This window comes from Acaryochloris sp. CCMEE 5410 (genome assembly GCF_000238775.2).
GTDB lineage: Bacteria > Cyanobacteriota > Cyanobacteriia > Thermosynechococcales > Thermosynechococcaceae > Acaryochloris.
The window spans coordinates 2,077,602-2,089,492 of sequence record NZ_AFEJ02000001.1; the positions used below are offsets into that span (position 1 = coordinate 2,077,602).

Genomic DNA, 11,891 nt, shown 5'->3' on the forward strand with positions numbered 1-11,891 from the left:
ATTGCCCTAAAAAATTTAGACCAGCAAGATAGCGATAATGACCGCAACAATGCCGCCCCCCGCCAGTCCTAATAACAGTCCTGTTGGCCGATCCGTTTCCGCCGCCTCACTAGAGAAGCTGCTCGGTGAGGAGGATGCGGGGGGAGCTGAATTCAAATCTAAATCGGCTTGGGAATAGTCAGCACCATCTAACATGATGGTGCTGATGGCCCCATAGGCATCCACCCAGGCTTGTTTGACCTCATCAGTCCACGCTGAGCCCAGAAATTCCTCAAAGGTTTTGAGGAGTGTATTACCCACCAACGGGTAATGCTCCGGTAAGGCCCCATATTTCACATGTCGAGCACCCAGCCCCGTAAGGGCATCCCCCAAGGCGTCTGGCTTCCGCAAGTTTTCAACGACCAGAACCAGAGATTGCAAGAGCTTCTTGCTTTGTTGCTTTATATCCGTATTCGCGAATAAGGGTTGGGCAGCCGGGTAATCGGTAAACAAGTTTTCGTAAAAGCGATCGGCAAACTCATTGGCCACGGGCTTCACTTGAGCAAAGCTCGTTTCCAGTAGCTCAACTTGCAAGCCAGAATCATCAGGCGACGCTGGCGTTTCGGGTTCGAGCTGAATATCTGCTTCGGAATAATCTGCTCCATCCAACATAATCGTGCTAATCGCACCATAGGCATCTACCCAAGCCTGCTGGACCTCATCTGTCCAAGCCGGTCCTAAAAATTGCCCAAAGGTCTTGAGCAGGGTATTACCCACCAATGGGTAATGCTCAGGTAAGGCTCCATATTGGACATGACGAGCCCCCAGGCCGGTGAGAGCGTCTCCTAGGGCATCTGGCTTGCGCAGATTCTCCACCACTAGAACCAGGGATTGCAGGAGCTTCTTGCTTTGTTGCTTTATATCCGTATTCGCAAATAAGGGTTGAGCAGCCGGGTAATCGGTAAATAAATTCTCATAGAAGCGATCGGCAAATTCATTGGCGACCGGCTTGACTTGGGCAAAGCTCGTTTCTAATAGCTCAACTTGTAACCCAGAATCATTAGGTGGCGCTTCGGGTTTGAGTTGAACGTCAGCCTCTGAATAATCGGCACCGTCCAACATGATGGTGGTAATTGCACCATAGGCATCTACCCAGGCGGTTTGAACCTCCTCAGTCCATGCATCCCCTAAGTATTCATCAAAGGTTTTGAGTAAGGTCGCCCCCACCAATGGGTAATGTTCGGGTAAAGCCCCATATTTCACATGTCGGGCCCCCAGCCCTTTGAGGGCATTACTCAACGCATCCGGTTTGCGCAAATTCTCAATTACTAGCACCAAAGATTGTAAAAGTTTGCCCCCTTGCTTCTCCATATCTGTCCCCTCGAAAAGGGGTTTGGCCTCTGGGTAATCTGTGAATAAGTGGTTATAAAAACTTGAAACAAATTCATTAGCTTGAGGTTTTATTTTCTCGAAGCTACTTTCAAGGATTTCAACTTGTAAGGTCATAGATTTACCTATTGAGGATATGGGGCTCAGAGGCTCATGCAAAAGATTAAAGCAATCGATCGATAAAGCTACACTCAAAGCCTGGATATTTAGTGAATGAATTTAGCTCAACCATCTCTCCCTTAAGGGAATAAGGGAACAGTTGTTTATTCTGTCTAAGGTTGCAAAAAAGAGTAATTATGCACCTCTTAAAAACATTGATTTCAATTTTGGCTAGGTCGTTTTGGCATTCCTCAGAAAAGAGATAGAAAGCTAAATGTACAAGATGCGATCGCAACACTCATTCTCATCAGTCTCGCAGCGATATCAAAACCACAACAAGCGTGACAACGCCTTCACCCAAAGCGCTGTATTGTTGAAATTTTGACATTCATAAACAGCATTAAGCTGCAGATTCAAAATATGCCTTCAAAGGTAAAAAATAATTACCACTGGAGTCGTATCAATTAATACAATTAACACTATCTAAAAGTCGATAATTACATAATTTCAATGCAAAAATTACATTGAAAATTACGGCTTCTTTAGCAAAGAATGAGTCCAACAAAAAGTATAAAAATATACATTATTTAGGGACATTTAAAGCCCCCCGCTTTCGCAGTAGTACTTTCTGCTCACTGGATAATCCTTGAGCATCAGTAAAGATTGCGCCAGAGACAATGGCACTAGAAAAGTCCACGTTGTGAAGTTGAGTGTTTTCCAAATTTGCATCCCGAAAATCTGTCTGCTCTACTTGAGCACCGGTTAAGTCAACCTGCTCTAAATGAGCACTATAGAAAGAGGCATGGTTCAATCGGGCATCGCGCATACAGGTTTGCCCTAAGAACACATGATCAAAACTGGCCTGCTGTAGTTGGGCTTCCTGCAAATTGACCTGCTCTAAGTTACTGCCAATGACATCAGCACCCGTAAAATCTGCTTTTTGCAAGTTGGACTGGACAAAGCGAGATCGTTCTAAGCGGGCGTGGGCGAAAATGGCTTCTGAGAATTGCCCCTGACTCAAATTGGCATCATTGAGCTTCGCCCGGCTGAAGTTAGCCCCCTTGAAATCCCCCTGAGACAGATCAGCTCTGATTAAAATGGCATCTCGGAAGGAGGCATATTGGCCAGTGGCTTCTGCCAAATCCACCGACTCCAAAATGGCTGTGGCCGCATTCGCTTGATTCAAATGGGCACCATGCAATTTGAGCTTAACCCCATGAATCCCCATCAAATTAGCCGAGTCCAGGCGCGCAGAGGTAAATTGAGCTTCCGTTAGAAAAGCATCCTGCAAGCTAATTCCCGTCAGCGTCGCAAAGATTAAGATCGCTTCCGTAAAATCGGCTCGATTACAGGAGGCCTCGGATAAATTTGCCACCCGTAAATAGGCTTGAGGGAAATGACCATCATCCAGGGAGAATCCCTGCAAATTGATATTGCTGAGTTCTGCTCCTTGTAAAGAAATGCCTTGTTGAACTTTCGTTTGCACCTCTTCCGGTGTGAGAACGGCCATCGTTTAGTTTTCCAATTGGTGGGTATAAGGGGGGGAGCACTAAGCATCAGCAGTTTGCACTTCAGACACCGAGGGAGAAGCGCTGCGATGCTGCTGAGAACGATAGCGGAGAATGGTTGCCAGCACAAATAAGCTATCCATGCCGACCAAACCGGCGATCAGCACTGCAGAACCGCCCGTACCAAATCCATAGCTATGTAATCCTGTTCCCAGCACAAAATTAACGCCATACCAAGCCATCAGTACGGCATTAAACCCTAAGACACTGGCCACATTCATACCAAATTGTCCTAACCAACCCGCTAAACGACCATGAACAGGCGCTAAATAGCAAAGCAAGGCAATTAAAGCCCAGGTCTCTTTTGGATCCCAACCCCAAAATCGCCCCCAGGAAAAATGCGCCCAGATGCCGCCCAAAATAATGCCTGTCGTTAGCAGCAATATCCCCACTTGAATGACGCGAGTATTAAGCCGGGACAGGGCGCTGGCGGTTGACCCTCCCTGGGGATGTCGCCAATATTGCACCAATGCCAAATGCCCTAATCCCATGGCCAAGGCAAAGCTGGCATAGCTAAGAGTAATCGTGGGGACGTGGATACTAAGCCAAAAGTTATCTCGCAATACGGGCACTAAGGGCTCAATACTGGGGTCCAAAACTGCAGGTAAACTATCGGCCAGCAGCAGGCACACAACGGCAAGGGGAGCCGCCGCGTACAGATAGGAACGGGCTCGGGTCTGTAGCTCAAAACAAAAGGCTAGGGCGGCAATCCCAAAGCCCACCCAAACCACGGATTCATACATATTGGTAACGGGGGGACGGCCTGCAATTTGCATGCGCAGACCAAAGCCAAAGGCTTGGATCAAGATGCCTCCGAGAAAGGTTCCCATGCCAGTCCAATACAAGTTAAAGCTGGGAACGAGTTGGCTCGTGAGGAGGGCCAGAAATGCGATTCCATATAGTTTCCAAGCTTTACCAAAAGGATGGAAGTGATTGAAAAAAGCTTCCCGTTGCAACGTGGCCATCGCTGGATAAATCTCAGGACTTAGGTCTGCTAGGGACTGCTGCAATAGGGTCGCAGGCTCCGCCAAAGACTCTAAATCATCTCCCTGGGCTTGATACTGCTGGTTGAGCTGTTCAAAATGGGTCTGAATCTTGGCTGCCATCTCAGGCGGATAAAGTTGTTCAGCATCCGCAATGCCGACCCAAGTCCCTTTGATATCCATGGGATGGGGCACCAGAGGCAAAGTTTGGCTGCCAACCGTATCCAACATTAAATTGAGGCGATCTTCGAGGGTTAATGCTTCTCGTTCATCTCGTGTCAGGGGTTGCTCTTGCAGCTGTTTGGTATGGGCTTGTTGCAAGATCAGACCCAAATCAGAATTGATCAGGGTAGAAAAGCTAAAGTGCTTTTGCTCCAAGGGCAGTCCCAATTGGGCCTTGAGGGGGCGATAGTTGACCAGCACAAAGGGCTCGTCATTCCAATCCCGGCTGTTGAGCCACAAAGACCAATAGGTTTGTGGCGCATCTAAAACCTCACCACTGGCCAGTTGATATCGCGATGACCCATGAATCGTGGCGACGGTTTCCCGGGCCACCGTATCTAAAGGTTTTTTGCGACCATCCAGCTGAACAGCCAGGGTATCAATCGCTGTTTGGGTTGGGGGTTGCCATTGACTGATAGGGGTGACCGCCAAAGCCAACGCCAGACAGAGTCCCCATAAAAATTTCAGTTGATTCATTATCCATCCTGAGGTGCAAGGGGCAGGGGAGATGGTTCAGCCGCGATCGGCTCAGTGGGTTGCTCCAACACCGCTGCCCGTTTTTTGAATAGGGTCGGGCCATAAAACATAACGCCAACCCCTAATACGGTCAGTAAGGCGCCACTCCAGGTCAAAGCAGTTACCCATAGGGGTTCCCGTTTAACTTGCAGAGTAGACTGGTTCAAATCGCCAGGATTCCAGGAGGCTTGGGCAATTTTCCATCCCTGATACCAGGTAGGATGATTCATCCAGACTGACCGTTTTTGAGCAGAGTCTCCCTGAAGATCTTCAATACGGATTTGGCTTGTCCACATGGCCACCGAATCGGTACCTTCATTCCGTTCAACAACAAACTCATCCAAACTCACCCGAAAGGGTAAAGCCAGCATGCGGGGGCCAAAGGCCGCCATTTTAGGGTGCGAACCATCGGCAATCAGTACTGAGTCTCCCCAGGTCAGCCATTGCTGCCCATCCGCTGAAGCCACTTGCAACGCCGGAACTCCCTCAACACCAGGTAGAGCGGGAAGGCGCTCTTGGATCCGCTGTGCATGGGGAAGCCAGTCTGCCAGGGTGATTTTAAAGTCTGCCCAGCCCGGCTGAATCATTTGATCCATCTCCAAAGGCCCTGAGGTAAAAGACTTAGAGGAGCGGGCTGCATAATAGAGCTTTTGATCGGCCACCACGACTCGGAAGTAATCGCTAGCCGGGGGCGGTGGGACTTGATATTCCCAGTCTAAATCCAGTAAGGCTTTATCCCCCGCTAAGATCGGCCCGGCTTGAGCAAAGACAAACCAACGTTCTTGCAGATCGGCCTGCTTCACTTCTACTTCTAAGGCTGGATTTCGCCAATCCTGAGACGTCGTGATCGGCTGATTCTGGTCATCTAAGCGAAAATCGGGCCACACGTTCAGTAGGTGAACCTGGATATCGTTAATAACGGCATCCTGACGACGTAAGTCATCAATGGCCAACGGGGTATCTACGTCTCCCACCTTCATCAGCAGGGTTCCAGATTGGCGGGCTTGCCTTTGAGCTGGATCGGCCAAGAGCTGCTGGAGATCGGTTTGATTTACGGCTTGCCGCAGTTCCAGTTGGGCTGGCCCTAAATCCACCGTTTCAGCCATGGGCGATAACCACTGATCGAAGGTTTGACCCATGCGATCGCTACTCAATACCAACCGCACAGCAGGATTATCTGAAACATTTCCTGCCCGATACTCAACAGTTTCAACAGAATTGTCGCTGTAGTCCAACAAGGTCAACCCAGCAAATTGATGGGGTGAAATGACCTGGCCGGGTTTCACCATCACCGCCGCCTGCTGAACTTGACCTTGATCATCCATCACTTCTAAGAGTTCACCCTCGACCCGCACCAAATGGTTAGCAGGTTGATCTGTGCGCACCAGCAAGAGTCCTTCCACACCCAGGTGAATCACCGCCGCAGACCCTGCAATCAGTACAATCAACCCCAAATGAGTCAGGGCAAAACCCACTTTTCGCGCCCCGCGCCAGGGATAACGGGAAAGGGTAGAGACGCCCAGATTGACCGCGAGCAGAAACATCAAGGCCCCAAACCAAGGACTCTTATAGATCTGCTGCTGAACCACCAGCGATCCAACTTTACTTTCATAAAAGGTGGCCCAGATTAAAATACTTGCGATCGCACCCAGTACTGGGACGGCCAGCTTAATAGAGCCCAAGAAGCGGACAAGTTTGGTGAGCATTTAGACCTCAAATCATCGAGAACCTGTCCCCATTTAGTCTTAATCGGTCTGTAGAAAATGTAGTGGATGTATCAAATTAGGCAGGGTAAACGCATAGGTTATTGAGTAACTACATAGATTTCATGCAAAAAAAGAATATTGCTTGCCCCATAGATTTGGCCCAACTTCTCCCCAACCGCCTTCAGTACAGCCCTTAGCAAATCCAAAGTTCAAGATCTACGGTGATTCATGCTTGAGGTCATGCATATCTATCCTTGGCCGCAACGATTCTAAGGATGGCAGCAACCAATGTCACCACCAACAGGATGGTGATTACTACTTCATAGATGTCATCACCGAATGACTCGATTCCCCCAGCATCTCTGTATTGAGACGCTGCCATCTACAATATCTGAGGAGCATCGATGGCTATATTTGCAGGAACCTTTAAACCCCCTGTGATTGGGACCGACGAAATACCAATCAAAATCACCGGTTCGGGACAGTGTGAGTTAACATCCGATGGGCTCAACATTCAGGGATTCAAACATACACCCAAGTTGAATAGTTCTTTATTGTTCATTCTCTTCTTTGTAGCTGTTTTCGGGGCAATGTTGCTAAAAGCGGTCTGGCCTGAGATCCCGACTTGGCTCACTCTATCCCTCTTCGGTATATTCATTCTCCCCTATCTACAGGGTCAGGGCAGCGATCATCAAGGTGAAACCATTGAACTCTTGATTCCTTGGACATATGTAGTCGGTGCCAAGTTAGATAAGATTTCTCCTGCGGTCATTATCCGCATCAAAAAATACCGATACAAAAACGAAAGGTATAAAGGTGCACTGTATTTTCATCCAGCCCATGATTCAGAAGAGTTTCTTAAAGCATTTCAAAATTACGGGGCAAGCCTTAAGTCAAGCTCCCTTAAAGCTCATCAACAGTGACGGTATAGCGAAATTGTTGCCCTCTTTCAAATGTCCCCACCCAAATGGAATACTTCCCTGCTGGCAGTTGGTTCGCAATCCAACCTGCATCTTTCCCTTTGGATGAGTCATCCAGGCAATACAGACGACTTCCCGGTCCTTTAACCAATAGTGTTGTATCTCGGCTACTGTTGACCTGTAACTTCAGCTTGTTGACATTTTTCTTTAAAACCAAAACATGGTCTGGGCTGGGCGAGCCATACCCTAAGCACATGTTTCTCTGCATATCTCGCTCCCCCACAATTCGATGAAGAGCGATTGCCCCTTTGGCATAGCCTTTTACAGTTTTAGAACTGAATCCAGGCGATAAGCTGAGACTCGCAAAATTAGCAGGATTAGCTTCCACATCAGGCCCTCTGCCAAACAGCCCTACCATCAACAATAAAGCGGTTATAGGAATCTGCCACCGCCCCCATGGCCACCCTTTTCTACGATTCTTCATAACTTGCACCTTAACACCCACGTCTAGGGCGTCATTTGAGTTGGGTAGACGTGCACACTTTGGAAAAGTTGCTCCATATTTCAAGCGTGCCCAGATCATCCCCCTATTCTGTGGGTTTAGTTTATAAATCGTCAGAATATCCAGAGTTTATTTAGAGTGACCGCAGTCGAACTCAAGCCCATTACAAACTCAATTCTGTGGCCTTAACTTATGCCGACAAGCTCCCTGAGCTGAGGGGAATCAATACCCCTTCTGTTGTTAATCCCAGTTGAATAGGCTCTTGAGAGCGAATCGCTTTACCTGTTAAGGCACAACGGGTGTCTGTTTGAGCTGTAGCAGGAAATGATGCAGAGATCTGTGACCGTTCAACGGTTGGGGTAAATTCTCCCGACTTTTGCTGAACATAGTTCCAAAGAATATCGCGAATCAGTGCCTGATAGCCCTGGTGGCCAGAGAGGTTCTTTAGTTTATCCTTCAATTCTCGCTCCAACCGAATACTGGTGACTTGCATCTCAGTGGTAGGGACGGAATGAGTGACAGACATTTACAGTTCCTCTAAATAAGCTAAACAACGTAGACAAATTGTACTACGATTGTAGTATATTTGACCTGATTACCGCATTAGGCTACAAGTGAATGTTAAAAAGCATCTACATGCTGAGTTTAATAAAGTTAAACGTTTAGGGTTAGCCCTAATAATAGTCAGTTTTCGATCAGTTTCAGGGAGTTGGGTTATCCATTTAGCGGGGACTATAGGGCATGTTGAAATTTAACTATGGTAAGCAAGGCACTGTTTTAGAGTCCGTTGCCGATCCAATTGAAGACGTGATCAATCGACGCGTTGTCCTGGCCATGCGATCTGCCCAGCCCATCCATATGGAACCTAGCTTTGTCTCTTTGATTGTGCCTTCTGAGATTCCCGAGGTTCGAGCGTTGGCTTTTGAACTGACTCAAGGGAATTGTGATGCAGTTTCTCTAAGCACCCAAGAGTCCCTCTCAGATTTATCTAGAGAATCAATAGCGCCTTCAGATTTCATCAACCATGATATCGAAGTCATTATGCGGGGTGTTTGGTTGACCCACCATCCTGATGCCGAGGAAGGTGTATTTTTCACCTCCCTCACTACTGAAATTGAAGAGCAAATTGAAGAGCTATGGACTTACCAACCCGTTGCCTCACCCTAGAAGTCCCCCCAGCCGATTGACTTTTAAGGGACCAATTCTGGGTAGAGTAGATATGCTGAACCAACGTTTGAGAAATTTATGTCCATTGAAATGTTACGAACGCTAGTATGGACAGATTGCCGACTGGCGCTCGTCTTTTTAGTGTTTTTCCCTTTTGGTTTACTGGTTTGGGCCATTATTGAAAATGCTCAACCCATTAGCCGACTTTTGGTCATCTACTGGCGAGTTGCCAGTTTATTACTCATCACCATGTATTTAATGATGGCTCAAGTCCCCCTCAGTTTTGTGACGCTTTTTCTAGCTTTGCTGTTGGTTCCAGCCAGTCTCTGGTTTTGGGTGGATTTGAATGAAGAAATTGATGACCGCCGCGGCAAGTTAAAGCTAGCCCTAACTTCATGGCGCTGGGCAACCACCCTATTTTGCCTGATCTCTGCAGCAGCATTATCGCCATCTTTAGGCTGTGCAGGTTCCAAAACTGCGATCGCAACGGATCAATGCCAAGTTTGGCTAGAGCCTGCCTATGGATTTTCATCGATTGTCCATGCTAGCTCTGGTGTCAGCCGAATTAACATCTTAGCGACCCTCGCGTTAATTCTCTACGGCTTTTATTTTGGCTATTTTTTGCTCTTCCGCCTGTCCAAACAGGGTCGTTCCGCCACAGGTTATTGATCCCATTCTGACGCGTAGCTATGACTATCGGGGATAGGTTAGAACAATATACCCTTCAACATCCTCAAGAGGTATTGATTGTCAAAGCCGAAGTTGCCGGCGAGTCGGATGAAATCGCCATTTTTAGAGGCTTTTCCAGTTCACTAATGCGACCCACTGCATTTGATATTGATATCCCTGTCTTGCCTGCGGATGCCAATATTCTCTCGATTGACCGACTACAGGGTCCCTACGATCCAGCTAACCCACAATATTTACAGCAGGATCTGTCTTGGGAAGACTTTCTGAAGCACTTAACAGAACTAGGTTTATAGCCTCGAATGAATCTTGGGACCATTACAGCCTCACTCCTTCGTCGATGTTACAAAATGTGGCTCTCATGATGCTCACATCTACACTTCACAGAGCTGATGTAACCTTGTAAAAATACAGACCTGGCCTTATTTTGAGGCACCATAGCTCCACTCATCTATCCCTATCTACCTCACCCCCTTCACAGATACAAGATAATTGATGAGTTTGATAGTCTGGAAAGATATCAAGACTGTATCAAGGAACTGTTGAAATCAAACGACAATGGATAATTCTTTAGCAACCCTCTATTTGACACTTTTCTTAGTCTTACTCTGCTTCGCAGGGTGGTTTGTGTTTCGCCAAGTCCTCAGAACACGCAAGAATGAACTCACCATTTCCAAGCTCGAAACCAAATTCAAAAAAGATATTGGTACGGTCGAAGAATATTTCGAGCTAGGCAGTATCTATTTACAGAAAAAACTTTTCGTCCAAGCGGTTACTCAACTCAAAAAGGCACTGAAGGCGGCTGAAGATGAACTTGGCGCTCTTCCTTCAGAGGAAGACGATACTGAGACAACAGACAACTCCCCTATCATAGAACCTTTGGCTCCGTTATATAACGCTCTGGGCTATGCCTACTTCGGCCAAGAACAGTTTGATTTAGCCATTCGGAACTATAAAGAAGCCCTGAAGTGTAAAGCAGATTATCTAGTGGCCATGAATAACCTGGCCCATGCCTATGAACGCAAAAAGCTGATGCGCCAAGCCCTAGATACTTATGATGAGGTATTATCCCAAGATCCGAAAAACGATACAGCCAAGCGCCGTTCTCGATCTCTCCGTAAGCAAGTTGCGGTTTCGGGATAAGTCTAATGCCTGATCCCATCATGTATGGCGATGATGATATGTACGTCGTTCTGGAAACTAATCAGCCAGAACAGTTTTTAACAGCGGCAGAATTACTCGCCAAACTAGAGTCCGTGTTGTCCACTCAGCAAGCGGACCTTCCTCAAGATCTGCAAAACATTTCCGGCATTTCTGAACAAGCAAAGCATCTGGCATCTACTGGATGTGAGCTTGATTTAGGTCCAGGTGAATTTTTGCAGTGGTATGTTGTTCGTTTAGAAAAATAGACAAATGACCCAGCAGAACCACTCTGCTGGGTCATTGATTCAGTCGGTTTAGAACCTCGCTTATGCTAAGCGGGCTGATTACTACAGCTTTTGACTAATAGAGCCTCGCTGAGCACGATGCATCGCTCGAAGTACGGCAGCTGGATCCACAAGCTTGCCTTGGTATTTGAGCGTCCAATGAAGGTGGGGACCCGTCGTCCGTCCGGTCATACCAACCCGGCCAATGCGTTGGCCAGCTTTTACCGTTTGTCCTTGGCGAATTCGCAATCCACCATCAACAACGTAAGGGCCTCCGCTATCTCTGGCAACATAGCCTTTCATATGGCAATAGACATGGACCCAAGAGCCAGACTGCACACGAACAGAAGTGCCACAAGCCGTATTGTCTGACACTCTGATCACACGTCCAGACCACCAGTTGCGAATATAGCTACCATTGGGCGCTGCAAAATCAAGGCCGGTATGAAATTCTGTTGAATAACCACCCGTTGGCGATGAGCGATAGCCAAATGGAGACGTATATCCCTGGAAATTTTCCACCGGGAAAGAGCCATTGCGCCAGATCGAAGTACCCACTGCAACTTGAGGGGGCTGATTACCTACAGCTTTTGGCCCCATAGCGGCTAATACATTTAATCCAACGACACTTGCACCAACGGCGAATAACCAGCGGTTGCGTTTCATTGCGGAACTCCTTTGCAAATGACCCCAACTTGCCCAACCGGCAATGGTCTACTAATGAAC

Annotated in this window: 13 protein-coding genes; 6 read left to right on the plus strand and 7 right to left on the minus strand. The window is 47.5% G+C overall.

What is annotated here, in order from left to right; translation table 11 throughout:
* Positions 1 to 15 precede the first annotated feature (15 nt).
* The 4 genes from ON05_RS09305 to ON05_RS09320 all read right to left on the minus strand — a co-directional run bounded on the left by ON05_RS09305 (position 16) and on the right by ON05_RS09320 (position 6,462).
* Positions 16 to 1,485: a globin family protein gene (locus ON05_RS09305; RefSeq protein ID WP_010475302.1), complete on the minus strand. Its 1,470-nt coding sequence runs from the start codon at positions 1,483 to 1,485 to the stop codon at positions 16 to 18.
* A 565-nt stretch (positions 1,486 to 2,050) separates the two neighbouring features.
* On the minus strand, positions 2,051 to 2,977 hold the full coding sequence (locus ON05_RS09310) for a pentapeptide repeat-containing protein (protein ID WP_010475304.1): 927 nt from the start codon (positions 2,975 to 2,977) through the stop codon (positions 2,051 to 2,053).
* 39 nt (positions 2,978 to 3,016) lie between these two features.
* Entirely contained in the window at positions 3,017 to 4,717 is a 1,701-nt protein-coding gene (locus ON05_RS09315) for a cytochrome c biogenesis protein (protein ID WP_010475306.1), read from the minus strand.
* Entirely contained in the window at positions 4,717 to 6,462 is a 1,746-nt protein-coding gene (locus ON05_RS09320) for a cytochrome c biogenesis protein ResB (protein ID WP_010475307.1), read from the minus strand. The genes ON05_RS09315 and ON05_RS09320 overlap by 1 nt, the downstream gene beginning before the upstream one ends.
* A 404-nt stretch (positions 6,463 to 6,866) precedes the next feature.
* Here ON05_RS09320 and ON05_RS09325 point away from each other — a divergent pair, with 404 nt between their 5' ends.
* The gene (locus ON05_RS09325) at positions 6,867 to 7,385 is read left to right on the plus strand and encodes a hypothetical protein (RefSeq protein WP_010475309.1); all 519 of its coding nucleotides are present in this window, start codon (positions 6,867 to 6,869) and stop codon (positions 7,383 to 7,385) included.
* On the opposite strand, the gene ON05_RS09330 is transcribed toward ON05_RS09325, so the two are convergent.
* Both ON05_RS09330 and ON05_RS09335 read right to left on the minus strand, forming a co-directional pair.
* Entirely contained in the window at positions 7,366 to 7,866 is a 501-nt protein-coding gene (locus ON05_RS09330; RefSeq protein WP_039780729.1) for a hypothetical protein, read from the minus strand. The genes ON05_RS09325 and ON05_RS09330 overlap by 20 nt on opposite strands.
* 208 nt (positions 7,867 to 8,074) lie before the next feature.
* Positions 8,075 to 8,410, minus strand: coding sequence for a hypothetical protein (locus tag ON05_RS09335; RefSeq protein ID WP_010475311.1), 336 nt, complete (start codon positions 8,408 to 8,410; stop codon positions 8,075 to 8,077).
* Positions 8,411 to 8,625: 215 nt separating this feature from the next.
* On the opposite strand from ON05_RS09335, the gene ON05_RS09340 reads away from it, so the two are divergent.
* The 5 genes from ON05_RS09340 to ON05_RS09360 all read left to right on the plus strand — a co-directional run bounded on the left by ON05_RS09340 (position 8,626) and on the right by ON05_RS09360 (position 11,147).
* Positions 8,626 to 9,051, plus strand: coding sequence for an alr0857 family protein (locus ON05_RS09340; RefSeq protein ID WP_010475312.1), 426 nt, complete (start codon positions 8,626 to 8,628; stop codon positions 9,049 to 9,051).
* 78 nt (positions 9,052 to 9,129) lie between these two features.
* Entirely contained in the window at positions 9,130 to 9,720 is a 591-nt protein-coding gene (locus ON05_RS09345) for a DUF3177 family protein (RefSeq protein ID WP_010475318.1), read from the plus strand.
* A 20-nt stretch (positions 9,721 to 9,740) separates the two neighbouring features.
* Positions 9,741 to 10,034, plus strand: coding sequence for a hypothetical protein (locus ON05_RS09350; RefSeq protein WP_010475320.1), 294 nt, complete (start codon positions 9,741 to 9,743; stop codon positions 10,032 to 10,034).
* 262 nt (positions 10,035 to 10,296) lie between these two features.
* Entirely contained in the window at positions 10,297 to 10,881 is a 585-nt protein-coding gene (locus tag ON05_RS09355; RefSeq protein ID WP_010475321.1) for a tetratricopeptide repeat protein, read from the plus strand.
* A gap of 5 nt (positions 10,882 to 10,886) precedes the next feature.
* The gene (locus ON05_RS09360) at positions 10,887 to 11,147 is read left to right on the plus strand and encodes a chlororespiratory reduction protein 7 (protein ID WP_010475323.1); all 261 of its coding nucleotides are present in this window, start codon (positions 10,887 to 10,889) and stop codon (positions 11,145 to 11,147) included.
* An 81-nt stretch (positions 11,148 to 11,228) separates the two neighbouring features.
* Here the strand turns inward: ON05_RS09360 and ON05_RS09365 are convergent, their stop codons facing one another.
* Positions 11,229 to 11,831, minus strand: coding sequence for a M23 family metallopeptidase (locus tag ON05_RS09365; protein WP_010475325.1), 603 nt, complete (start codon positions 11,829 to 11,831; stop codon positions 11,229 to 11,231).
* Between the last annotated feature and the right edge of the window lie 60 nt (positions 11,832 to 11,891).